Source organism: Eubacterium segne, from assembly GCF_014287775.1.
Lineage (GTDB): Bacteria > Bacillota > Clostridia > Lachnospirales > Lachnospiraceae > Eubacterium_G > Eubacterium_G segne.
In genome coordinates this window covers 21,495-45,140 of record NZ_JACOOZ010000001.1, presented here as the reverse complement: position 1 = coordinate 45,140, position 23,646 = coordinate 21,495, and the positions used below count along the sequence as shown (strand labels likewise).

23 protein-coding genes, 1 pseudogene and 1 other annotated feature are annotated in these 23,646 nt (G+C 34.7%); of the genes and pseudogenes, 19 read left to right on the top strand and 5 right to left on the bottom strand.

Annotation, left to right across the window (positions count from 1 at the left end; translation table 11 throughout):
* Nucleotide 1 precedes the first annotated feature (1 nt).
* From H8S00_RS00250 to H8S00_RS00230, 5 genes and pseudogenes are all read left to right on the top strand, one after another.
* Nucleotides 2-1,381 carry an aminopeptidase gene (locus H8S00_RS00250; protein WP_186839764.1) on the top strand — a complete coding sequence of 460 codons (1,380 nt, stop codon included), beginning with the start codon at nucleotides 2-4 and terminating at the stop codon, nucleotides 1,379-1,381.
* 191 nt (nucleotides 1,382-1,572) lie between these two features.
* Nucleotides 1,573-1,816, top strand: a binding site (T-box leader).
* An 88-nt stretch (nucleotides 1,817-1,904) separates the two neighbouring features.
* Nucleotides 1,905-3,662, top strand: coding sequence for an aspartate--tRNA ligase (gene aspS / locus H8S00_RS00245; RefSeq protein ID WP_207721385.1), 1,758 nt, complete (start codon nucleotides 1,905-1,907; stop codon nucleotides 3,660-3,662).
* A 186-nt stretch (nucleotides 3,663-3,848) separates the two neighbouring features.
* Nucleotides 3,849-4,499, top strand: coding sequence for an HAD family hydrolase (locus H8S00_RS00240; RefSeq protein ID WP_021953742.1), 651 nt, complete (start codon nucleotides 3,849-3,851; stop codon nucleotides 4,497-4,499).
* Nucleotides 4,500-4,632: 133 nt separating this feature from the next.
* The gene (locus H8S00_RS00235; protein ID WP_186839763.1) at nucleotides 4,633-6,789 is read left to right on the top strand and encodes a DUF6273 domain-containing protein; all 2,157 of its coding nucleotides are present in this window, start codon (nucleotides 4,633-4,635) and stop codon (nucleotides 6,787-6,789) included.
* Between the two features lie 95 nt (nucleotides 6,790-6,884).
* Nucleotides 6,885-7,175: pseudogene (locus H8S00_RS00230) on the top strand (transposase); the annotation flags it as partial.
* A 56-nt stretch (nucleotides 7,176-7,231) separates the two neighbouring features.
* Here the strand turns inward: H8S00_RS00230 and H8S00_RS00225 are convergent.
* Together H8S00_RS00225 and H8S00_RS00220 are read right to left on the bottom strand one after the other, a co-directional pair.
* Nucleotides 7,232-7,894 carry a ribonuclease H1 domain-containing protein gene (locus tag H8S00_RS00225; RefSeq protein WP_186839762.1) on the bottom strand — a complete coding sequence of 221 codons (663 nt, stop codon included), beginning with the start codon at nucleotides 7,892-7,894 and terminating at the stop codon, nucleotides 7,232-7,234.
* A gap of 23 nt (nucleotides 7,895-7,917) precedes the next feature.
* On the bottom strand, nucleotides 7,918-8,739 hold the full coding sequence (locus tag H8S00_RS00220) for a L,D-transpeptidase (protein WP_021952476.1): 822 nt from the start codon (nucleotides 8,737-8,739) through the stop codon (nucleotides 7,918-7,920).
* Between the two features lie 162 nt (nucleotides 8,740-8,901).
* Between H8S00_RS00220 and glnA the strand changes: the two genes are divergently transcribed.
* The 11 genes from glnA (at nucleotide 8,902) to H8S00_RS00165 (ending at nucleotide 18,277) form a co-directional block, all read left to right on the top strand.
* Complete coding sequence (glnA, locus tag H8S00_RS00215; RefSeq protein WP_021952475.1) at nucleotides 8,902-10,233, top strand: type I glutamate--ammonia ligase; 1,332 nt, start codon at nucleotides 8,902-8,904, stop codon at nucleotides 10,231-10,233.
* Nucleotides 10,234-10,247: 14 nt separating this feature from the next.
* Nucleotides 10,248-10,796 carry an ANTAR domain-containing response regulator gene (locus tag H8S00_RS00210; protein WP_118589099.1) on the top strand — a complete coding sequence of 183 codons (549 nt, stop codon included), beginning with the start codon at nucleotides 10,248-10,250 and terminating at the stop codon, nucleotides 10,794-10,796.
* A 20-nt stretch (nucleotides 10,797-10,816) separates the two neighbouring features.
* Nucleotides 10,817-12,031 carry an LL-diaminopimelate aminotransferase gene (locus H8S00_RS00205; protein WP_021952473.1) on the top strand — a complete coding sequence of 405 codons (1,215 nt, stop codon included), beginning with the start codon at nucleotides 10,817-10,819 and terminating at the stop codon, nucleotides 12,029-12,031.
* 424 nt (nucleotides 12,032-12,455) lie between these two features.
* Nucleotides 12,456-13,043 carry a matrixin family metalloprotease gene (locus tag H8S00_RS00200; protein WP_118589098.1) on the top strand — a complete coding sequence of 196 codons (588 nt, stop codon included), beginning with the start codon at nucleotides 12,456-12,458 and terminating at the stop codon, nucleotides 13,041-13,043.
* A 6-nt stretch (nucleotides 13,044-13,049) separates the two neighbouring features.
* Nucleotides 13,050-13,592 carry a hypothetical protein gene (locus tag H8S00_RS00195; RefSeq protein WP_118589097.1) on the top strand — a complete coding sequence of 181 codons (543 nt, stop codon included), beginning with the start codon at nucleotides 13,050-13,052 and terminating at the stop codon, nucleotides 13,590-13,592.
* A 6-nt stretch (nucleotides 13,593-13,598) separates the two neighbouring features.
* Complete coding sequence (locus H8S00_RS00190; RefSeq protein WP_118589096.1) at nucleotides 13,599-14,264, top strand: hypothetical protein; 666 nt, start codon at nucleotides 13,599-13,601, stop codon at nucleotides 14,262-14,264.
* Between the two features lie 330 nt (nucleotides 14,265-14,594).
* On the top strand, nucleotides 14,595-15,314 hold the full coding sequence (locus H8S00_RS00185; protein WP_147365646.1) for a LytR/AlgR family response regulator transcription factor: 720 nt from the start codon (nucleotides 14,595-14,597) through the stop codon (nucleotides 15,312-15,314).
* 106 nt (nucleotides 15,315-15,420) lie between these two features.
* Entirely contained in the window at nucleotides 15,421-16,518 is a 1,098-nt protein-coding gene (locus tag H8S00_RS00180) for a hypothetical protein (RefSeq protein ID WP_118589094.1), read from the top strand.
* Nucleotides 16,518-16,862: a hypothetical protein gene (locus H8S00_RS00175; protein ID WP_118589093.1), complete on the top strand. Its 345-nt coding sequence runs from the start codon at nucleotides 16,518-16,520 to the stop codon at nucleotides 16,860-16,862. The genes H8S00_RS00180 and H8S00_RS00175 overlap by 1 nt, the downstream gene beginning before the upstream one ends.
* 315 nt (nucleotides 16,863-17,177) lie before the next feature.
* The gene (locus H8S00_RS00170) at nucleotides 17,178-17,366 is read left to right on the top strand and encodes a hypothetical protein (RefSeq protein WP_118589091.1); all 189 of its coding nucleotides are present in this window, start codon (nucleotides 17,178-17,180) and stop codon (nucleotides 17,364-17,366) included.
* Between the two features lie 149 nt (nucleotides 17,367-17,515).
* Nucleotides 17,516-18,277 (top strand): NYN domain-containing protein, encoded by a 762-nt coding sequence (locus tag H8S00_RS00165; protein ID WP_243053033.1) that lies wholly within the window; start codon nucleotides 17,516-17,518, stop codon nucleotides 18,275-18,277.
* Between the two features lie 44 nt (nucleotides 18,278-18,321).
* On the opposite strand, the gene H8S00_RS00160 is transcribed toward H8S00_RS00165, so the two are convergent.
* Nucleotides 18,322-18,609 (bottom strand): helix-turn-helix domain-containing protein, encoded by a 288-nt coding sequence (locus H8S00_RS00160; RefSeq protein ID WP_021952465.1) that lies wholly within the window; start codon nucleotides 18,607-18,609, stop codon nucleotides 18,322-18,324.
* Nucleotides 18,610-18,797: 188 nt separating this feature from the next.
* On the opposite strand from H8S00_RS00160, the gene H8S00_RS00155 reads away from it, so the two are divergent.
* Nucleotides 18,798-19,625 (top strand): Ig-like domain-containing protein, encoded by an 828-nt coding sequence (locus H8S00_RS00155; RefSeq protein ID WP_118589090.1) that lies wholly within the window; start codon nucleotides 18,798-18,800, stop codon nucleotides 19,623-19,625.
* A gap of 107 nt (nucleotides 19,626-19,732) precedes the next feature.
* The gene (locus H8S00_RS00150) at nucleotides 19,733-20,689 is read left to right on the top strand and encodes an Rpn family recombination-promoting nuclease/putative transposase (RefSeq protein ID WP_186839761.1); all 957 of its coding nucleotides are present in this window, start codon (nucleotides 19,733-19,735) and stop codon (nucleotides 20,687-20,689) included.
* Between the two features lie 143 nt (nucleotides 20,690-20,832).
* On the opposite strand, the gene H8S00_RS00145 is transcribed toward H8S00_RS00150, so the two are convergent.
* Both H8S00_RS00145 and H8S00_RS00140 read right to left on the bottom strand, forming a co-directional pair.
* Nucleotides 20,833-21,378 (bottom strand): NADH peroxidase, encoded by a 546-nt coding sequence (locus tag H8S00_RS00145; RefSeq protein WP_118589088.1) that lies wholly within the window; start codon nucleotides 21,376-21,378, stop codon nucleotides 20,833-20,835.
* 49 nt (nucleotides 21,379-21,427) lie between these two features.
* A complete protein-coding gene (locus H8S00_RS00140) occupies nucleotides 21,428-21,808 on the bottom strand; it encodes a Fur family transcriptional regulator (RefSeq protein ID WP_118589087.1) in 381 nt (126 codons plus the stop codon).
* 338 nt (nucleotides 21,809-22,146) lie between these two features.
* Here H8S00_RS00140 and H8S00_RS00135 point away from each other — a divergent pair, with 338 nt between their 5' ends.
* On the top strand, nucleotides 22,147-23,613 hold the full coding sequence (locus H8S00_RS00135; protein ID WP_021952459.1) for a glycosyl hydrolase: 1,467 nt from the start codon (nucleotides 22,147-22,149) through the stop codon (nucleotides 23,611-23,613).
* Nucleotides 23,614-23,646: the final 33 nt, after the last annotated feature.

Sequence of the window (23,646 nt, the reverse complement as noted above, 5' to 3'; positions counted from 1 at the left end):
TATGAAACGAGACAGCGTATGGGGAAAGTATAATGGAGTTGACATTGAAAATCTTGAAAAACTAAACAAGAGATATATTGATTTTCTGTCTCAGTGTAAGACAGAAAGAGAATGTGCTGCAAGGTCAGTGGAAATGGCAAAGGCAAAGGGATACAAGTCCATTGAGAATGTAATAAAAGAAGGAAAGCCTCTTAAGGCAGGTGATAAAATATACGGTCTTTATATGAACAAGGCAGTAGCATTATTTAACATAGGAAGACAGCCGTTGGAAAAAGGTATGAATATTTTAGGTGCTCACATTGATTCTCCAAGAATGGACATTAAGCAGAATCCGTTATATGAAAAAGAGGATATGGCATATTTTGATACACATTACTATGGCGGAATTAAAAAATATCAGTGGGTTACTCTTCCTCTTGCAATACACGGTGTTGTAGTGAAGAAGGATGGCACCTCAGTTAATGTAAATATAGGTGAAAAAGATACTGACCCGGTATTTTGTGTTACTGACTTACTGATTCATTTAGCATCTAAGCAAATGGACAAAAAAGCCGCAACTGTAGTTGAAGGAGAAAATTTAGATATTTTAGTAGGAAGTATTCCTGTAAACGAAAATGAAAAGAAAAGCGTAAAGGCAGGAGTTTTGAAAATATTAAAAGATAAGTACGGAATGGATGAGGAAGATTTCTTCTCAGCAGAGCTGGAGGTGGTTCCGGCAGGACCGGCAAGAGAAATGGGATTTGACGGAAGCATGGTTATGTCATATGGTCAGGATGACAGAGTTTGCGCTTATACATCATTAGAAGCTATTCTTGACAGTAGTGTTAATGAAAGAACATCCTGTTGTCTTTTAGTTGACAAAGAGGAAATCGGAAGTGTAGGAGCAACAGGTATGCAGTCACGTTTCTTTGAAAACATGGTAGCCGAATTAATTAATTTAAACGGAAACTACAGTGAATTAATTCTTAAGAGATGCCTTAAAAACAGTAAAATGCTCTCATCTGACGTAAACGCAGCTTATGATCCGTTATATGCAGATGTATTTTCAGAGCAAAGCACATCTTATATTGGAAAAGGTGTTGTGTTTAACAAATTTACCGGCTCAAGAGGAAAGTCAGGCTCTAATGATGCCAACGCAGAATACTTAGCAGAAATAAGAAAGGTTATGGATGACAATAAGGTTTATTTCCAAATGTCAGAGTTAGGAAAGGTTGATGCCGGCGGTGGCGGAACCATTGCATACATTATGTCATTATACGGAATGGAAGTAATTGACTGTGGTGTGCCGGTGCTTAGCATGCATGCACCTTGGGAGGTTACAAGCAAAGCTGATGTTTATGAGGCTTTCAAGTGTTATAAGGCATTTTTAAGAATGAAATAGAAAGAAAAGCGTTGCCATAAGCATTATGCTGTGCATAATGCTTATGCCGCGCTGTCGCGCTATACAGATACACAAAAAAGGTCTGCCTGTGAGCAAACTCCCGGCAGACCTTTTTTGTGTATCTGTGCAACGCTTGTAGGAACGCGCAAATTTGTATTTGACACTTGGTGTTTACTATTATATAATCAAGAATAATGGCGTTGACGGAGAGAAGTAGCTTTAATTATCGCTAACAGAGAGCAGGTGTTGGTGGAAGTCCTGTAGAATGAATTAATGTGAATAACACTCCTAAGCTGCAACCTGAACGTTTAATAATCAGTAGGGAAGCCGTTGTCGAGCGATAATCGATGGGTTGTAAGACCATGAGTGGCTGCATAAGCAGTAAATCAGGTGGTACCGCGGACATATTAAGTAATTAGTGAGTTCGTCCTGGATTAATTTTTCAGGATGGGCTCTTTTTATATTTAATAGGAAATTCTATTATTTTAACCATACCGTAATTTATAATATTGGAGGAAGTGTAATGGATATTAACACAAATAACATTTATCGTGATGTAACAATGGATTCATTGTCAGAAGCTAATGTTGGACAAAATGTAAAGATTGCAGGCTGGATTGAAAACATTCGTGACCACGGTGGAGTATCATTTATTGATTTAAGAGATATGTATGGAGTTATGCAGGTAGTTATGCGTGACACATCATTACTTGAGGGATTAAGTAAGGAAGACTGTATTTCAGTAGAGGGACCTATTGAGCATAGAGATGAAGAAACATATAACCCTAAGATTCCTACAGGAACTATTGAATTAGAGGCAAAAAAGGTTGAAGTTTTAGGGAAGGTTTACAAGCAGTTACCTTTTGAAATTATTACATCAAAGGAAACCCGTGAAGATGTGAGACTTAAATATCGTTACCTTGATTTAAGAAATCCAAAGGTTAAGGATAACATGATTTTCCGTTCAAAGGTTATTTCATACCTTAGACAGAAAATGGTAGATATGGGATTTTTGGAAATCCAGACACCTATTCTTTGTGCATCATCTCCGGAAGGTGCAAGAGATTATATTGTGCCATCAAGAAAGTTTAAGGGAAAATTCTATGCACTTCCACAGGCACCACAGCAGTATAAACAGTTACTTATGGTGTCAGGATTTGATAAGTATTTCCAGATTGCCCCTTGCTTTAGAGATGAAGATGCAAGAGCAGACAGATCACCGGGAGAATTTTACCAGTTAGACTTTGAAATGAGTTTTGCCACACAGGAAGATGTATTTAGAGTTGGCGAGGAAGTTTTAGCTGACACATTTAATAAATTTGCACCTGAAGGATACGAGGTTACACAGGCTCCGTTCCCTATTATAAGCTATAAGGAATCAATGCTTAAATACGGAACAGATAAGCCGGACCTTAGAAATCCGTTAGAAATAATTGACGTAACAGATTTCTTCCAGAGATGTACATTTAAACCGTTCCACGGAAAAACTGTAAGAGCAATTGTAATTAACCAGAAGTTGTCAAAGGGACAGCACGAAAAATTACTTAAGTTTGCTCAGAGCATTGGAATGGGTGGTCTTGGTTACCTGGAAGTTTTAGAAGATGGAAGCTATAAGGGACCAATTGATAAGTTTATTCCTGAAGATATGAAGGAAGAAATAAGGGAAATGGCATCATTAAAGGCATTAGATACTATTTTCTTCATTGCTGATAATGAGAAGAATGCTTCACTTTATGCAGGACAGATTAGAACAGCTCTTGGTGAGAGACTTGATTTAATTGATAAAAAGTCATACAAGTTCTGTTATATTAACGACTTCCCTATGTATGAATATGATACGGAAGCTAAAAAGATGATATTTACACATAATCCGTTCTCTATGCCACAGGGTGGACTTGAAGCATTAGAAACAAAGAATCCGGAGGATATTTTGGCATATCAGTACGATATCGTATGTAACGGTGTTGAATTATCAAGTGGTGCAGTAAGAAACCATGATATGAGGATTATGGTTAAGGCATTTGAAATTGCAGGATATACAGAAGATGACCTTAAGGAGAAATTTGGAGCCTTGTACAATGCATTCCAGTTTGGTGCACCACCACATGCAGGTATGGCTCCGGGAGTTGACCGTATGATTATGTTACTTCGTGAAGAAGAAAATATTAGAGAAATTATTCCATTCCCTATGAACGGAAACGCACAGGATTTAATGTGCGGTGCACCGGGAGAGGTAACAGAGCAGCAGCTTAGAGAGGTTCACATTAAGGTTAGAGCATAAGGAGGAGATTTATTTCTAATATGGCGGTTACACTTATTTTAGGAGCAATAGCAATTGCATTAATAGCGATTATTGTAGCAGTAATTGCAATTGTCATTAATCACAGTAATAAAGATTGATAAAATATTGTCTGCTGGATTTATTAGTCCGGCAGATATTATGTAGAAAAGTGAAGGTGAGATAGATATGTATAAAACAGTAGTTTTTGATTTGGATGGAACACTTTTAAATACTCTTGAAGATTTAACAGATGCAGTTCTTTATATTCAGAAGAAATTTGATTTCCCTCTTCATAATATTGAATTGGTGAGACAACATGTGGGAAATGGAATAAGAAAGCTGATTATACGTTCTATTCCTGATGGAGAGGACAATCCAAGGTTTGAAGAGGTTTATCAGGAGTTTCTGGATTATTATCAGAAGAACTGTCAGGTAAAAACCAGAGCCTATGATGGAATAATGGAACTTTTAAAGGAACTTCATGAAAGCAACATAAAAATGGCAATTGTGTCAAATAAGGCTCATGGAGCAGTTGATGAATTAAATGAAATTTATTTCAAGGATTATATAAAGGTTGCCATAGGGGAAAACGAGGCGGCAGGAATTAAGAAAAAGCCGGCACCGGACAGTGTTTTCCATGCATTAAAGCTTCTTGGAAGTAAAAAAGAGGAAGCGGTTTACGTGGGAGATTCAGAAGTAGACAGGGCAACAGCAGAAAATGCAGGTATGGATTGTGTGTTATGTAGCTGGGGCTTTAGGGAAAGAGAACTTCTTGAAGGTCTTAAACCAATAGCTATAATAGATGAGCCAAAGGACCTGCTTAAAATAATTAAATAACAAAAAGCCTGTAGAGTTATTCAAAAGATATATGATATATGATATTATATACACAAATTCATTATTACATAAGAGTGGGTTTGTGTATTTTTATGTAGATTGATTGAGAGAAAATTTAAGGAGGGAAAAAAGAATGCAAAGAAGGAGAGTTTTGTCAATTTTGCTCGTGGTTATGCTGATAGTCACAATTATTTATCCAATGAATAAAAATGTTCAGATAAGAGCAAATGATAATGGAGCGAAAACACATATATTATCTAACCCGACGAAGGATACCACAGGAAATACCATTTGGGACTGCGTTTATTTTGGAAACTATTATCAGAATGATGTAGAAGGAAAATACAAAGAACCGATTAAATGGAGAGTACTCAAGGTAGATGGGAATGATGCATTTCTTTTGGCAGACAAAGGATTAGATGTGAAACCATGGCATGAGTCAGGGGATGGTGTTGATTGGGAGACATGTACTCTTAGGAGCTGGCTTAATGGTTATAAAAGCAGTATGAATAAAAATGGGATAGATTATTCAAATGACAATTTTATGGATACAGCTTTCACAGCAGAAGAACAGCAGGCAATTAATACAACATTAGTATCAAACGCTCAGGATCCGTTTTTGGATTCACCGAAGGTCAATGATACATACGATCAGGTTTATTGTTTGGCATATAAGGAAGCGTTAAATACGGAATATGGCTTTTCAGGAGAGTATAATGTAGACCCTACAAGAGCGCTTGTTGTTACTCCATATGCAAATGCCAAATTGGATTGGGAAACATATCCGTGGCTGATGCCGGGGTGGTGGCTTAGAACAATGGGAGATGATAAATATCGTGATGTCAACACTTATAAGGGAAAATGTGCGGCATATGTATTTCAGTCCGGTTTTGTTTATCCGAATGGTTCATCAGTAAATGATACATTTATGACAGTACGTCCGGTACTGCATTTAAATACACAAAATACTGATGTTTATTCCTATGCAGGAAAGGTAAGTAGTGATGGAACAGAATCAGATGTTCCGACAACACAGGAAGTAACAACGCCAAATGAAACAACAACACAGGAAGGAATCGAGACATCTCCTGAAGCAACCACAACACCAAATATAGAAACAACAAAGGAATCGACAACACCGGAAAATCTCCCTCTTACACCGGGACAGGCAGATGCAAATCTTTGGTTTGAAATTGGTGGATATACATATTATTGCGGTCCGTGGAATGGGTCTACGGTACAGCTGGGGGCAGACCCTGAGGATCCGGATCATGTTCAGATGCAACAGCTGACAAGTAACTGGGGAAGTGCCTGGGGATTGCAGCTCAAGAAAACAGTAACCGGATTGGTGCCGGGTAAAATATATACAATATCGATCGATATGTATTCACCATCAGAAGACGGTTCTTATAAAATTACAAACGATCTGAATGAAAGTGAGCCAAGAAAATTAGTGATTGGCACAACAACTCTTTCCACAGAACTTATGGCAGATGGAGATGGAACAATTGAATTTATGGTAGGAGCCGGATTAGTCGGAACTTCAGTTGTTCTTGATTTTTCTAATGTAGTTGTAAAAGATGAAGATGGAAATATCGTATATCCAAAAGCAGAAGAGCAGACAACGAAAATGGAAGAAAACACAACGGTGGCCCCAACAACGGAAGCCCCAACAATAGAGGCACCAACAGAGGCACCTACACAGGCACCGACAGAGGAACCTACTACAGCTGATCCTAAGACTATTACAATCAGTGATGATGTTAATATTGAAGGATATCAGGTAAGTACGACCCTTGGAGGAAGTAGAGTTGTTGGTTCTGTAGAACCTACAATAGATGGAAAGAATGTTACTAAGTGGGGATTTGTTTATGCGGTAGATACAATAGATGGAAATTCTTTGGGAGTAACAGATGCAGATATGTATGTTGGTTCAACTAACAAATATGTAGTTTCATTAGATTCTACACCGGCAGGAACAAGTAATACAGTTCTTGGAAAATCAACAACAGCAACATATTTTGTAAGAACTACATTGTTTAGTACAAACACTGCCAGAGAGTTCACAACAGAATATAAGGTAAGAGCATACGCGGTTCTTAGTGATGGAAGCTATGTATATAGTAAGGCACATACTTACTCAGTATATAAGATTTGTGATCAGCTGTATCAGTCAAAGAAGATGAATTCAAGCGCTGCACATGATTACTTATATAATAATATTCTTAAGGTAGTTGATCCTTTATATAAAGAAGTAGATTACAACTGGAGCAGTATAGTTGTTAAATAACAACATAATAATATAATTACGGGGGACCGTTGAATTGGTACATATCAGTTCGACGGTCTCTTTTAACTTCTGACTGCCCATTTCGAAGGACCTTTCACTCAGATCAAGGATGGGCATATCAGATGAAAGCTTATTCACATAGACTAAGAGAAGAGAAAATATTTCAAAGCATGTCACGAAAAGGTAATTGCCTTGATAATTCAGTCATGGAAAAATTCTTTGGTCTGCTTAAACAAGAAATATACTATGGAACTGTTTATTACAGTTATGAAGAATTGAAAACTGAAATTGAAAAATATATAAGATATTACAATGAAAAAAGAATTAAAGAAAAACTAGGATGGTTGAGTCCTGTCCAATACAGACTCAGCCTCTTGGTTGCATAAAAAATGCGTAACAGATATTAAAACCTGTTACGCAATAAAAGTCTAACTTTTTGGGGTCACATCACAACTCCGCAGGCTTTTTTTGCAAGGCTATCAGCTAAATCATTATATTTATCACCGGAATGACCTTTCACTTTCTCAAAAGTTATGTCAACCGATTTTTTGATTTTATCATAATATTTTTTGTAGGCAATGGTACCGTCCTTATTGGTTTTCCACTCTCCGGTACACCATTTTGCAATTCCCATATAATCATAATATATTGAAAGCTTCTTAATGCCTTTTTCCAAGGCATATTTCATAGCCGCCATGGAACCGTAAATTTCACCGGCAACATTCCTCATAGAAGCCATTTGGACATCATTTCCGGAATCATAAAGGTGGGTTTCAGTACCATTATGAAACATAACCACACCGTATCCAAAAACACCGGTTGCAGAATTAAAGCTTCCATCCACATATGCTACTGCCTTAGACGGAGTGGTAATAGGCATGTCACTGTCAAAGGTTGTATCATCATCTTCATCCTTTGGTGCCTCTGTGTCAAAAAGACTTAACTGAGTACCCTCCTGCCCTAAATATGCGTAGGCATCAGATATGTTTTTGAAGCTTTTGTACAATGCACCGGGATATCCGTCAACGTTTGCTTTACATTCCTCCCAGGTTTCGTATATTCCAGTTTTTTCACCAACTTTAACGGCATAATATTTTTTTGCCATAAGATTTCATCTCCCAAAATAATTTATTCATTAATCTGCTCCGTGGCAGAAGTCTGTTCTGTAGTAGGAACCTGCTCTGTATCAGAATTGTCTGTAGCAGTATGGTTTTTCCAAGGGTTACTGATATTAGAATCCGTGGGATCCCAGGTTTTATAAGGGTCCGATTCCTTTATTTTCTTAATCTTTTTAACTTTAATAGGAGACTTTTCTCCTTTTTCGCTATAAATAGTTACAGATGTTCCTTCATTACAATGGTCATAAATCCATTTAATATCCTTAACACGGAAACGTATACAACCAAGGGAGGAAGCTGTTCCTAATTTATTATACTCCCAATATTCCAAAGAATCGTTAGTTGCATATTGGTAAGGTACTGAATGAAGCATAATCTGACCATAAATGCGGATGGCGTACTGGGCATAGGTATTATCTACCATAAGGCGCCAGTCATATCTCTCAGAAATACTAAAAGTACCAAGTGGAGTAGATTCCGGGTCTTTACCGGTGGAACAGATAAATGCCTTGTGAGGAATACTGTAAACCCCCTTTTTGTCAATGCCATAAACAACAGCAAAATTTTCAGCACGGTTTATCTTTATCATATAAGGGTGCTTGGCCTTGTGGTCAATGGCTTTTTTTTTCTTAACTTTTTTCTTTGTAGTTTCTTCAACAGTGGTGGTTTCCGGCACTGTTGTAGTTTCCCGGGTAGTAACATTAACTGTAGTACATGTCTCTATATTTGTAATATTGTCGGGGTTATTTTCCTGTAATACTAATGCTAAAAACATAATAAAAATAGTAGTGGAAAAAATACCCAGCATAATGTGATTTTTGTATTTTATCATTGGTTTTCTCCGTTAATTTTTCTTGCTAACTTATTGTATAATGTTAAAGAATTAATTGCAATAGGATAAAATTACTAATTTCATTCTATCAACTTTATTGACGGAAATAAGGGTATTTGATATTATTTAGAAAGAGCTATTTTGAAAGGAGCAGAAACAAAAATGGGTTACACAAAACAAAAAATCTTAAATATGGCAGAGACGGAAGATATTGAATTTATCAGACTTCAGTTTACGGATTTGTTTGGAACATTAAAGAATGTTGCCATTACAAAAAGCCAGCTCGCAAAGGCACTTGACAATAAAATTATGTTTGACGGTTCATCAATTGAGGGATTTGCCAGAATAGAAGAGTCCGATATGTATTTATATCCGGATTATAATACCTTTGAGATATTACCTTTCAGACCACATCAGGGAAAGGTTGCAAGAATGATTTGTGACGTATATAAGCCTGATGGAACACAGTTAGAAAACGATCCGAGATGCATTTTAAAGAAGGTTATTAAGGAAGCATCAGATATGGGTTATATTTTTAATGTAGGACCGGAGTGTGAGTTTTTCCTTTTCCACACAGATGATAATGGCGGACCTACAACTATCAGCCACGAAAAAGGAAGTTATTTTGATTTAGGCCCTACTGATTTAGGTGAAAATGCACGTCGTGATATGGTACTTAACCTTGAAGAAATGGGATTTGAAGTAGAAGCATCACATCATGAGGTGGCACCTGCACAACATGAAATAGATTTTAAATATGGCGAAGCATTAGATATAGCTGATAAAATTATGACATACAAGCTTACAGTTAAAACCATTGCAAAACGTCATGGTTTATATGCATCATTTATGCCAAAACCAAAATACGGAATGTGTGGTTCAGGTATGCATATTAATATGTCATTGTCAGATAAAGAAGGAAATAACATATTTGCCAAAGCTGATGATGAAAACGGACTTAGCGAGGAAGCATACAGCTTTATAGCAGGATTAATGGAACATATGAGAGCTATGACAGCCATAACTAATCCTATTGTAAATTCATATAAGAGATTAGTTCCGGGATATGAAGCACCTACATATATTGCATGGTCAGCTACTAACAGAAGTCCACTTATAAGAGTTCCCGCTGCAAGAGGAGCAGGCACAAGAGTTGAGCTTAGATGTCCTGACTGTGCTTGTAATCCATATCTTGCCATTGCAGTATGTTTAGCAGCAGGACTTGATGGCATTAAGAGAAAATTAAAGCCTGTAACTAGTGTACAGAAAGATATTTTCTCAATGACAGACGACGAAAGAGAAGAAATTGGAATTGAAAGTCTTCCAAAGAACCTGTACGAAGCTATACAGGAAATGAAAAAGTCCCCATTTGTAAAGAATGTACTGGGAAAAGATGTATACAAGAAGTATATTAAGGCAAAAGAAGATGAATGGATGGAATACACTTCACAGGTAACAGATTGGGAAATCGACAGATATCTTGACCGAATCTAGTTTAGGAGGGCAAATTGGCAGGAATTATAGTAGTATTCCCCAAGCCGGAGGACAGCAAGGCCATAAAAAATCTGTTGGTGCATAACGGATATGAAAGTGTATTTAACTGTACTACGGGTTCAAAGGCGATTACATTGGCAGATACTTTAGGTGAAGGGGTTATTATCAGTGGGTACAGAATGACTGATATGCCTTATACAGACATCCTTGACAATGTAGAAGGAAGATTTGAGATGTTGCTTGTGACATCGAAGCAAAAGCTCCTTGAAGATAACCGTGGCGTGGCAATGGTAGAAATGCCTATTAAGGTTAGGGATTTCTTAAATTCAGTGGAGCTGATGCAAAACAATATTTATGCTAAATTAAGACGTAAAAAACGCGTTGTACACCAAAGGACTGAAGAAGAACAAAGTGTAATAGATGAGGCAAAGTCAGTTTTAATGGAGAAAAATAATATGTCAGAAAACGAGGCTCACAGATACATTCAGAAGTCGGCCATGGACAGTGGCAGAACTATGGTGGAAACTGCGATATCGGTTCTGAAAATTATGTATAAAGAATAAGGAAAGAAGGACAGAAAAAGATGTACAAAATTAATGAAAACTACTTAAAGTTACCGGGAAGTTATTTATTCTCAAATATTGGGAAAAAGGTGACTGCATATAAGGCTGCAAATCCGGACAAAGATGTTATCAGTCTTGGAATCGGCGACGTTACACAGCCGTTAGCACCGGCTGTAATTGAGGCATTGCATAGTGCCGTGGATGAGATGGCAGATGCTGCTACATTTCATGGATACGCACCGGACCTTGGATATGAATTTTTAAGAAGTGCAATCAGGGACAACGATTACAGGGAAAGAGGAGTAGACATTGCTTTAGATGAAATTTTCATCAGTGACGGAGCAAAGTCAGACTCAGGAAACATTGGTGATATTTTTGCTGTTGATAATAAAATAGCAGTTTGTGACCCTGTATATCCTGTATACGTTGACACAAATGCCATGGCAGGCAGAACTGGAGATTACATTGCTGATGAGGAAAGATGGAGCAACGTAATTTATATGCCTTGTACCAAGGAAACAAATTTTGCACCGGAACTTCCAAAGGAGACACCGGATATTATTTATCTTTGCTTCCCTAACAACCCTACAGGTTCAACAATTACAAAAGACCAGTTACAGGAATGGGTAGATTATGCTAACAAGGTTGGAGCAGTTATTATTTATGACGCTGCTTACGAAGCATATATTTCAGAGGAAAATGTTCCTCATACAATTTATGAATGTGATGGTGCAAAGACATGTGCCATCGAACTTAGAAGTTTTTCAAAGAACGCAGGATTTACGGGAACAAGACTTGGATTTACGGTTATTCCTAAAGAATTAAAGTCTAACGGTGTTATGCTAAATTCATTATGGGCAAGAAGACATGGAACAAAATTCAATGGTGCACCGTATATTATTCAAAGAGCCGGAGAAGCTGTTTATTCAGAAGCAGGAAAGGCACAGACAAAGCAGCAGGTGGCTTATTATATGAATAATGCTAAGACTATTATTGAAGGTCTTAAGTCAGCAGGATACACAGTTAGCGGTGGCGTTAATGCACCATATGTGTGGTTAGAGACACCTGATGGAATGTCATCATGGGATTTCTTTGACTATCTGCTTACAAAGGCAAATATCGTGGGAACTCCAGGTTCAGGATTTGGACCAAGTGGAGAAGGATATTTCCGACTGACAGCATTTGGAACATATGAAAACACATTAAAAGCAATAGACAGAATTAAAGCATTATAAAATTAAAAAGTGCTTTTATGGATTATATTAAATAAGAAATGGATGCTACATTAGTGGCATCTGTTTTTTGTAGCAAAAGTGTGACTGTGGATGTTATGCTCACACAATCCAAATAGTTGTTAAGTATATTTACCATCCATAAATTTTATTATAATAGGAATCCACTTACTATGATTAAAAACAAGAGGGAAAATAGTGTTGCATATAATTATATAGCTATTGAGTGTGGATACAGAGGAATTATGCATTTATGGTAGGTTAAAGAAAAAATGTTATTTTAACCGGTAATAATGTCATTTAAACAGTGTTGTATTGAAAAAAAATGTTAATATGTAATAATTGTCATTGTAAACATTAAATCTGGATTGAATACAATTTAATCTGCAAGACAGAAAAGATAATCTGAGAGGAGAAACAAATTAGGATGAAAAAAAGAATGTTGACAATGGGATTAATCATTTGTTTTTGTTTGGCTATGTGTTTGACGCTAGAAACAACGGTAGAGGCCAAAACCGTGCATTGGAATGGGTATGTTTTTGATGTGCTTGATTACACGTGCTGGGATAAAGGAGGGCATATTGATTGGGAATATGAGGGAAATGTTTTTGGTAAACACATTAAAAAGGCAGCAGCTAAATGGAACACCGAAGCAAGTGCTATTACTGTATCTAGATGTAAATCAATTTTTAGAAAGGATACAAGCACTACGGTTTGTGATGTCACCATAGACGATTATAATAAAAATGACGGAATCAATGCATACCTATCAACAAACATTAGAGGATTTGGTGATATGAGATTGAACAGGTATTATATGAACAGCAATAATATGACACGATTGACTAAAATTGCAGTAATAACACATGAATTTGGGCATGCGTTAGGTATGGATGATAGTAATTCAAAAAAAACAATAATGTATAAGAGTACACCAGTGGTTAATGGGTTACAAAAAATTGATAGTGCAGCATTGGAATATTTAATGAGAAGTCATACTGGATATTGGGGGTAGAATAAGATGAAAAAAATAATGATGATATTAATATGTTTAACGGTAATAGTTGGGGCACTTGTGATAAAAGATGTAGGGGGAAAAAACAATGATAAGAATAAGGATAAACAGGTTGGCTTAAATATAGTACATGCAAACTATAGTTATAATGTGAAGAGTTTAACGGATACAGTAAAATTTATGGACTGTATATTTGTTGGAAAGGTTAAAAGCATAGATGGATACTGCTATGAAGCACCTATAGTTGTTGATGGAAAATCAGGAGAAGAAGTTGTTTATGATACATATACTAATTATGAAATAGAAGTTTTGAGTATATTGAAAGGGAATATTCAAAGAGGAACAACGATCTGTGTGAAAAAGAGGGGCGGTTTGGAACGTGATGGAAAGAGTATTTTAATAATGGAAAATGATGTGTTACCTGATGTTGGTGAAAAGTATCTTTTTATGGCATTAAAACAGGAAGATGGAAGTTTACTTCTTTCTGGCGAAGCATCGAATATTTCGTTAAATAAGTATAAAGATGTGAAAAAAATATTGGAAAGGTAAGGCTATATGAAAAAAAAACAGATATGTATTTTTGTAATTGTAATTATTGCTGTTATTATTGGTGCAATGATTTATTTTTACAGCAATGGAAATAATAATACGATTGAATTAAAGAAATCTGATGGTGGAATAGAAGTAAGCTATGTGGATGGAAATTATAAAAATGAGTCAAAAAGTAATTTGGCTGAGATAAAGCAGGATAAAATCTGGAATGATGATAAGTATTGCATAGTTGAGGGTACAGTAGAAAAGGCGAATAATATAGAAATCAGGATTGATGATAAAAAAATGTATAATGCCATTATTGAAATCAAGGTTGAATCAGACATTAAAGGAAAAATAAAAGAAGGAAGCACGATTTCTGTTTTATCAGGATGTGCCACCATGAAAGAGGAAATATATCAGGAAGATTCATATATTAACTCTCAGATAGAAGAGGGGGACAGAGGAATATTTATAATTCACAAATATGGTATAGATGACACTTTGGAATTAAACCAAAAGATTTTATATTTGTCAGAACTTGCCGACTATGGATTTGAAGATGCTGAAAGATTTGCTTTTATTGAAAAAAATGGGAATATATTATTTAGCAGTAACTTTTATAGGGATTTAAAAGATAATGCCAAGCTTGATGAGGTGAAGAGTTACATAGAGGACAAAATTAAATAAATGTAAGTTAATACGTTACCGGATATGTTTATAGTAAGACGTCCGGTAACATTTTTTTGTAGCAAAAGCCCGGCAAGCTAATCGCATTTGCACGAAATATCATTTGTTGGGCATAAGAACATCGAAAAACTACAACTTATGAAACACTTGATGTGTTTCATAATCTACACTTTGAGATATCCGCTGCCTACAATCGGGTAGGAGTCAGCCTACTTGATTTAATAGAATTGTATATAATTGGTGGCTTTTTGCATATTGTTGGCAAATTTGAGATTAACAATATTAAAATGTTTCAAAATGTGATAAAATGCTGAAATTAAAGTACATTGTGTGAAAAAAGGAAGAAAGACAAATATGATGAACATTGGAATGTATGACCTAAATAAAAATGACCGCACAATTTTGGAAAGAATATTAATTGATATGAAAACAGATGATAAAATATATAATTATAAAAACTATAATGATTTAGTTAAAAGTCTTGAGAGATTAGATTTAATAATTCTTGAAATAACATTATGGGATTGTGATGGAATAAGTCTGGCAAGAAAGATTAAAGAGAAATATAAAGATCTTGATATTATTTTTATTTCAGATAATTTATCAAGAGTAGATGAGGCTTTTGAGGTTAAAGCATATACCTTTTTACAAAGACCATTTAAAGAGGAAAAAATGGCTAATATTTTATGCAAATTACATAAAGAAAAAGAAAGAAAATATTTTGTAATAGAAAATAAAAAAGAGATTATTAAGGTCAGTGAACATGACATAATTTTTTTGGAAGGCTATGGGGATGGAACATATATACATATGAAAAACGGAGTTATTGAATCTAAACATTCACTTGTATGGTGGAAAGAAAGGCTTAATCAGGTTGAGTATTTCTCACCATATAGAGGTTATTTAATAGCTTTGAAATATGTTTTAATAATAAAGGAAAATAGCGTTATTATGGAGTATTGTAGTGAAGAAGTTCCTATGGCGAAGAGAAAAAGAAAAAAGGTGAAAGAGATATTTGTTAGGTATATGAAAATGCAATATGTCAGGTAAGGTGAAAAATGTTTGTCATTTGAAACGAAAAATATTGAAAAAAATTAGTCGCTGGCATACAAAGCGAATGGATTGATACTTTGCAAAGGAAGAATAGAGAGGATTTATGAGAAGTTTAGTAAGAAAAATAATGTGTATGGCATTAGTAGTTGTAGTGCTATGTGGTTGTGGAAAAACAAATGAAAAAGTTGGAAAAAACGTAGATACGGAAAACATAAAAATCCCTAAATATAAAAAGGTTATCCTAACAGATTTGGAAAACTGTAATATTAATTTTATTAAAAATATGCCATATACCGATTTTGATTTTAAGATTATTTCCACGGAAAAATTAGACGAAAAAAAATTAGATATTAAATTTGATACAACATTGGAATATGAGTGGAGTATATCTGATAGCGAAGTTGAAGGTGAAAATAAATTTAGTTATCCTCTGCTGTGTGCATATAATGGTTATGAGGTAAAAAAAATAAAATCACAAATTGAACAGGTAAGTAATGAAGATTATCAAAGATGTGTAACAGAAAATAAAAATTTCCCCAAAATTTATGTATATACGGTTTCAACTGAAATAAACATGGAAAATGTAAGTAAAGATAGGGATTATGAAATAAAAAACATGATTGTTACATATGATGGTGATGAGTATAAATTTGACATTGGAAAAATAAATGTAAATAAAAAACAGGCAATGAAAGAAACTTTTGCTCAGGATATAGATGGTGAAAATTCAGCAATGCAGACAATAGATGGCTTGGATTATATATCAATGGATTCTGATTTTGATATAACATTGGATGGTATTATAGAAACATTTAAGGATAAATTGGAAATAAAGAATATATATTTAAAAAATATTGATGATAGCATAAAAGTTAAAAACATAAGTATTTCTACATCTAATGAAAATGGTACAGTGGAATTTGATTTTGATAAGAACGGAAATAATATAATTCCAAAGGAAACAAGTACAACTGTTGTTCTAAAATGCAGTAATGATATTTTAGAGAACAATATCGGAAGTTACATTTCGCCCATAGTATGTATTGATTATAAATTGGGCAAAAAAACAGGTACTTTGAATGTTCCGGTAATGGCGAGAGGGTACTCAAGAAGTGCACAGGAAATATATGCATACAAAATTGATAAGGTTGACATATTTAATCTATATTTGAAAAATTTAGCAAAGGAAGATAAAGAATAGTGAAAGCAAAATACTTTTTGATATTTGTAGTGTGTGTATTGATATATTGTATTCCATTAGGGGCGGTTATATCAATTTCCAATAAAGAAATAAAAAAATATAATGAGGACAAGGATTTTAAGACTGAACTTATGGCATATGGTGCAATAGAGGAAGTGAAGAAAACCGATATGCGGGAATATTATAAAGTGGATGTAACAGTAACATCTATAGAAAATTTAAAAATCATATTGAGCAATGAGGCAAATGTTCAATGCAGGGAAGGTGAGGAAATTCACAAGAATGATGTGTTGGCTAATGACAGAGGAAATGTTATTTTTCAGTTTTTTGCTGAGGCATTATAGTTATGCTGGTTGATATTTTAATATCAATTGCCACAATTATGATTTCAATGTGTGGAATTAAATTGTATAAATGGTTTGCAGAATATCAGGTATGGAGCATAAGAATAACATCATATTCTGTAATCACGTTAGTCATCTGTAGTGTGTTTCTATCCTTGTTTTTTAGTGTCTTGTTTGCAGTAATGTCTAGCAGGGTAGAAATTGTTAAGTACCTTAAATGTGAATAATAAATGAATAATCAATATCCAATGCACATTTGTCTGAAAATCTGTTATAATAGGACTGGCGATATTTAGAAAATTTTGGAGGAATACAATGCAGGAGAGACCAAGTAAATTAGTTTTTTGGATGTTTTTTGGAGGACTTATTCTTATAGTTGCAGGAAATATGGCAGATTATTATGTAAGTGGAAGTCATATTGGAACAATTCTTACGGTTGTTGGATTTGTGGTATGGGCAATTTTACTGGTTATGAAATTCTTTTATGATAAAAAAAATAAATAATGGATTAGTGGAAAGTGTTATTTAATAACAACATTTTTCATTAGGTAAGGTAAAAAAGAAACGGATTTGCAATGGGATATTAAAATCTGTTTCTTTTTATTATAATTCTGTTATAATAATATAGGAAATTTAAGGAAAGGAGGAAGAACGTGTTTAACGGACTGTTTAATAAGAGTGGAAAACATTCGGCAGCTGTATTTGTTGATTATGAGCATTGGTATTATGGGTACAATAATATTTTTTCCATGAAACCTAATGTAGAAGAGTGGTATGAAGAATTAACTGAAGAGTATAGTGTAAAGAACATAGTATTTTTTGGCGATTTTCATGGAAATTCAATAGAAAAGGAATTGCCACGATTAGAAAAAATAACGAAGAATGTAGTTCATACGGCAAGCACAAAAGACGGTGTTGATAAAGATTTTACGGATTTTATTATTTTAGATGCAATATATCGTGAAGCTGCAAAGAAGAATTCACCGGATGTTTTTATTATTTTTACAGGGGATGCACATTTTAATTTGGCAATAAAGTATTTGCGTGAGTTGAAAAAGAAAGTCATTATATATGGAGTAAAACATTCCCTTAGTAATAAGCTTAAGTCATCAGCCAATTCATATGTTGAAATGCCAAGGTCTAAACAGGAGCAGCAGTATTATTATGATGCAATATTAAATTCATTATATATCGTAAAGAAAAGACGTAAAATGGCTACATATGGCAAGACAATAGAGAGCGTTTCTGCTCATAGTGGGGTATCAAAAGAGCGTATTCAGGCGGCATTAAATGACCTGATGAATAACAAATATTTGAATCTTGAAGAAATAAAATATCATGGGAAAAAACCTAAAATTTTAACTGTTGACTGGGAAAGAGTAGAGCAGGATGGCTTATGGGAAAAAAATAAATAAAATGTGACAACATAAATAACACTATCTTTATCCACAAGATAGTGTTATTTTTTTCTTTTCATGGCAGATATGAGGTTTAATAAAGCGTCCACTTCTTCAAGGGATAAACCGGATAAATCAATATTATTTTTATGCTCAATGCCAAGCAAAAAATCAGTTGTAACTCTGAAAATATTTGAAATTGCAATTAACACATCATAGGATGGCATTCTTAGTCCGTTTTCGTAGGCGCTTATTACGGATTTGGTTAATCCTAATTTCTGAGAAAGCTGGAATTGGGTCATATTATTCTGTATTCTTAATGTTTTTAGTCTGTTTCCAAAATCAACCATTTCAAAACCTCCTAAACACAGTTTACTATATAATATGTAAACAATGGGTTGATTATGTGTTTATTTAGTTGACTAAGAAAGATTGTTTGATTATAATTTTAATATATACATTAATATTTCAAAATAAAAAAAATTAATGTATGTAACTTGAGGGTGTAGGTATCAGAAAATAAAAAGGAGAAAATGAAATGGAAAAGAAAATTAAGAAACTATTGGTTATTTTATCAGTAATTGTGATGTCTTTTATTGTACTTCCAAATACCGGTGTAAGTGCGGCATCAAAAGCTAAGTTAAATAAGAAATCTGCAACAATCTATGTTGGAAAAACAGTGACACTAAAGGTTAAAAACAATAAGAAGAAGGTTAAGTGGATTTCATCAAACAAAAAAATAGCAACAGTTAGTAAAAGGGGAAAAGTTAAGGGAAAGAAAGCAGGAAAAGTTACCATAACTGCAAAAGTTGGTGGCAAGAAATATAAATGCAGGGTTACAGTTAAGAAGAAAAAGGCTACAACTGTAACTGTCAAGGATAAAATAAAGAATGCCTGCATAAAATATGGTACTGTGTCTGAGGATATGTCCGGTAAATATTATTATTTAAGCAGACAGACAGTTTCCAATGATGATGAAAGGTATGAATATTTTACCTGTGTGAAATATTATCCTGCAACGAACACAGTAAGAATAAGTGTTTCAATTGATGATACTTACTTGTCGGAGTATGATTATACGACATTTGATGTTACTAATGTAAAGGATGCTACAAGCAAAATCTGGTATAGTGATTCTTATGATAATTATGGAGAGGGCATAGTATATAAGAAGCTGATTCATCAGAAGAGTGCAGTTGCTTTTGGTGTAACAGATATGACCGATGATGTTCAGTCTATTGAGGAGTTAGCCACATCATCTGTTGCAATTGGCTTACTGGATTTCGACTACATTATGGGTACATATTCCGTAGGGGTATCATCTGGTGATTTGGGATTTACTACGTTATATTCACGGTATAATTAATTTCATATTTAATTTCTTACATAGATAGCTTAAAAAGAGATAAAATAAGCAGTAGCAATTTAATTTCCCGGCTACTGCTTATTTTTGGCTTTTTTTTTGATATTGATTTGTTAGCAAAAAAGTACATGTCAGACAATGAAAAGTTTGCAGATGTGTTTAATTACTATTTATACAATGGAAAGCAGGTTATAAAACCAGAAAACTTACATGAAGAGAGCATAAGTGAAATTGCCCTTCCCTATAGTGAAAAAAACAAAAATACCTTTATTGAAAAGTACAGGGACATTATAAAAAGGTGTGTGGTAAAAAGTGACAATCACTATACATATTTTCTGCTAGGAATAGAGAATCAGTCAGAGATTCATTATGCAATGCCTGTAAGAAACATGCTTTATGATTCTCTAAATTATTCCGGGCAGGTCAGCAGGATAGAAAAAAATCATAAAAAATGTAAAGATAAGCTTAGTTCAGCAGAATATCTGTCAGGAGTGACAAAGAGTGATAAAATCACACCAGTTATAACACTGGTACTATACTGGGGCAATGAAGCATGGGATGGTCCTAAAAGTTTGTATGAAATGTTTAAGGAAACAGACCTTGATATTTTAAGATATGTAAATGATTATCACATAAACCTAATAGAACCAAAAGACATAAAGGATTTCTCAAAATTTAGAACTGAACTAGGGAAAGTGCTGGAGTTTATTAATGCATCAGACAGTTTGGCAAAAATGAAAGAAATATTGGAAAATAATCATGAATACTATTTACATATGGATCTTGAATCTGCTAGAATGATAGAAACATTTGGAAAGGCAAAGATAGACATGAAGCAGTATGAGAAAAATAAGGAGGAAGTTGATATGTGTAAGGCAATAGAAGACATGATTCTTGAGGGCAAACAGGAAGGTATACAGGAAGGCATACAGGAAGGAATAAAAGCGCTTATAGAAGTGGCAAAAGAGTTAGGTGCTACAACTGATATAATTGAAAAGAAGGTAGAAGAAAAATTTAATTTGTCAAAAGATGAAGCTGTCCAGGCAGTAAACAAATATTACAATTAGAGTGCAAGCCGAGCCAGCTCGATTTCACTTCGTTTCATCTCGCTGTGGGCTGTCGCCCAATAAATATAAAATAAAAAGTAGTTGTCTGAGTATGCAAGCATCCTCTTCCAACTACTTTTATTTTATATTTGCTCGGCTCGTAATTAATCAAAGTATCTCTTCAAAAGACCTTCAAATGCCTTACCGTGTCTTGCCTCGTCTCTTGCCATTTCATGTACTGTGTCATGGATTGCGTCAAGGTTTGCAGCTTTTGCACGTTTTGCAAGGTCAAATTTTCCTGCTGTTGCTCCGTGTTCTGCTTCAACTCTCATTTCAAGGTTTTTCTTTGTTGAGTCTGTTACAACTTCACCAAGTAATTCTGCAAATTTCGCAGCATGTTCTGCCTCTTCGTAAGCGGCCTTTTCCCAGTATAATCCAATTTCAGGATATCCTTCTCTGTGAGCTACTCTTGCCATTGCAAGGTACATACCAACTTCTGAGCATTCTCCTTCAAAGTTTGCTCTTAAATCAGCTAAGATGTCTTCACTTACTCCCTGCGCTACGCCAACTACATGTTCTGCAGCCCATTCTTTTTCGCCTTCTTCTACCTTAGTGAATTTATCAGCGCCTACTCCACATACAGGACACTTTTCAGGTGCTGAATCTCCTTCGTGAACATAACCACATACTGAACATACAAATTTTGCCATTTTGATTTCCTCCTAAATATTTAAAAATAAATTAATTATAAACATACTATTAATTGTCGGATTTACAATTGTTACAGAAGCCATAAAAATAAGTATGGTGACCGGTTATTGTGCCGGAACAATGTTTAGCAGCCTCTTCACATATCGGAATCTCCTTCATAAAGATGTCCTCAACAGCACCACACTTAGTACATATGAAGTGATAGTGGGGCTCTACATGACCGTCAAAGTGTTCCCGACCGTCTCCTAACTTAAGGGAAAGTGCTTCACCATGTTCTACAAGAAAACGTAAATTTCTATAAACCGTACCAAGACTGATATTGGGCAAATCCTCCCGTATGCTGCTATATACCATGTCAGCAGTAGGGTGATCATATCGTGATGCCAGGTTCTGTTTAATTAAATCTCTTTGTAGACTTCGCTTTTCCATATAACACAACTCCTAAATCAATAATAGTAACTATTACTAGTTTAGCAAATAAATTAAAAATGTCAATAGTTTTTTTGAAAAAAATAAATGCTATATTATTTTTGACGGACAAAGATGAAATTAGCCATTTATCCATGTCCACGGATTAATGCATTGCCACACAATTTTCTGAATATATGAACATCTGAAATTCTCATAGAATAGCATACCAACTACGTCATCATATTAAACAAAAAGAAAAGATTAAATTTAGACAAAATGTTTATTGATACAAAAACGTTTCTTTATTATAACTATTATAAGGAAGTTGAACGGGTTAAAAAAATAGGAGGATTACCATGAAAGGTATAAGAAGAGTAATTGCTGTTTTTGTAATGATGGCAATGGTGATTGGAGTGGCTCCATTTTCAGGTAAAGAGGTAAGTGCTACAGATAACTTTAGAATTACCGCTCCTGAGAGCAACTCACTTATTGGAGCAGGTCATTTTGACATTAAGTGGACTAATATTGAAACAAAGAATGTGAAAACTTACAGAGTCTACATGGACAAGAAAAAAGTGGGAGAAACAACAGATAACAAGCTTGATTGTTATACCACAAAGGTTGCCGTGCACTCTGCATATGTGGAGGTTGAATATGTGGATGGTACCAGTGATAAGACAGCAACAATTAGTTTTGCTGTTTCAAAAAAAGGTTTAGGTTTGGCAACAGATATGGGAGCGAAAATTAATCTTAAAGATATGAAGTGCAGCTGGTACTATAACTGGGGAAATAATCCAAGTTCAGGAAGTCAGTATCAGAACGTTGAGTTTGTTCCCATGTTATGGAGAGAAAGAAATCAGGCAACCATAAAAAGAAAATTGAACGGATATGTAGAAAGCGGATACAAATATGTGTTGGCATTTAATGAACCGGACATGTCTAAACAGTGTAATATGTCGGTAGATGAGGTTTTTAATTTGTGGCCGGCAATGATGAATGATAACATTAATGTCAGTTCACCGGTTACAGCTACATGGCCTACAGCTTCAGAAGATTGGTTTATTCCTTTTATGGAAAAAATTGATGCAGACAAGAATTTAGATGTGGATTTCATATCTATTCATTGCTATCCTGACGGATGGGACGGTGGAGCAGAAATGGCAACATGGTTTGTTACAGATGTAGTGGATAAGGCATGGGAAAAATATCATAAACCAATTTGGATTACTGAGTTTTCTAAGAGAATTTTCAGTTCAAATGCACAATCAGCCAAAAAAACAGCGGAGTTTTGGAAAGCTGTAATGCCTTTGCTGGATGAAAGGGAATATGTGGAGCGGTATGCAGGATTTTGTTTCAATAATGAAGCAACAGGATTGTGGCTGTATAAAACCGGAAAGCTGACAGAAGCCGGTGAAGTTTACAGGGACTATGGAAACCCAAAAATCAATAATGATACAAAGAATGATGAGACAACTAAAAAGCCGGAAACAACAACCAAAGCGCAGGTGCCAATAGCTAAAAATGTTAAATTGGCAAGGGCTAAGGTAGTTAAGGCAACAAAGTCCAAAAAATCACGCAAGGTGAGAATTACATTAAAAAAAGTTAAAAAGGCTACCAAATATCAGGTCCAGATTTCCAAGAAGAAGTCCTTTAAAAAGGTATTGGTATCAAAGACCGTTAAAAAAGTAAAATTCACTTTTAAGAGCCGTAAGCTGTCAGGAAAAACACTTTATGTAAGAGCCAGAGCCATAGCATATGTTAAGAAAACAAAGATATCCGGCAAGTGGAGCAAAGTTAAAAAAGTAAAAATTACAGGTAAATAAAAGCAAAAAAGTAGCGTTAGTGAACAACTCATT

Coding starts and splice junctions, on each gene's coding strand:
- H8S00_RS00250 (WP_186839764.1), top strand. CDS start 2: ATGAAACGAGACAGCGTATGGGGAAAGTATAATGGAGTTGACATTGAA.
- aspS (WP_207721385.1), top strand. CDS start 1,905: ATGGATATTAACACAAATAACATTTATCGTGATGTAACAATGGATTCA.
- H8S00_RS00240 (WP_021953742.1), top strand. CDS start 3,849: ATGTATAAAACAGTAGTTTTTGATTTGGATGGAACACTTTTAAATACT.
- H8S00_RS00235 (WP_186839763.1), top strand. CDS start 4,633: ATGCAAAGAAGGAGAGTTTTGTCAATTTTGCTCGTGGTTATGCTGATA.
- H8S00_RS00225 (WP_186839762.1), bottom strand. CDS start 7,894: ATGGCAAAAAAATATTATGCCGTTAAAGTTGGTGAAAAAACTGGAATA.
- H8S00_RS00220 (WP_021952476.1), bottom strand. CDS start 8,739: ATGATAAAATACAAAAATCACATTATGCTGGGTATTTTTTCCACTACT.
- glnA (WP_021952475.1), top strand. CDS start 8,902: ATGGGTTACACAAAACAAAAAATCTTAAATATGGCAGAGACGGAAGAT.
- H8S00_RS00205 (WP_021952473.1), top strand. CDS start 10,817: ATGTACAAAATTAATGAAAACTACTTAAAGTTACCGGGAAGTTATTTA.
- H8S00_RS00200 (WP_118589098.1), top strand. CDS start 12,456: ATGAAAAAAAGAATGTTGACAATGGGATTAATCATTTGTTTTTGTTTG.
- H8S00_RS00195 (WP_118589097.1), top strand. CDS start 13,050: ATGAAAAAAATAATGATGATATTAATATGTTTAACGGTAATAGTTGGG.
- H8S00_RS00190 (WP_118589096.1), top strand. CDS start 13,599: ATGAAAAAAAAACAGATATGTATTTTTGTAATTGTAATTATTGCTGTT.
- H8S00_RS00180 (WP_118589094.1), top strand. CDS start 15,421: ATGAGAAGTTTAGTAAGAAAAATAATGTGTATGGCATTAGTAGTTGTA.
- H8S00_RS00170 (WP_118589091.1), top strand. CDS start 17,178: ATGCAGGAGAGACCAAGTAAATTAGTTTTTTGGATGTTTTTTGGAGGA.
- H8S00_RS00160 (WP_021952465.1), bottom strand. CDS start 18,609: ATGGTTGATTTTGGAAACAGACTAAAAACATTAAGAATACAGAATAAT.
- H8S00_RS00155 (WP_118589090.1), top strand. CDS start 18,798: ATGGAAAAGAAAATTAAGAAACTATTGGTTATTTTATCAGTAATTGTG.
- H8S00_RS00145 (WP_118589088.1), bottom strand. CDS start 21,378: ATGGCAAAATTTGTATGTTCAGTATGTGGTTATGTTCACGAAGGAGAT.
- H8S00_RS00140 (WP_118589087.1), bottom strand. CDS start 21,808: ATGGAAAAGCGAAGTCTACAAAGAGATTTAATTAAACAGAACCTGGCA.
- H8S00_RS00135 (WP_021952459.1), top strand. CDS start 22,147: ATGAAAGGTATAAGAAGAGTAATTGCTGTTTTTGTAATGATGGCAATG.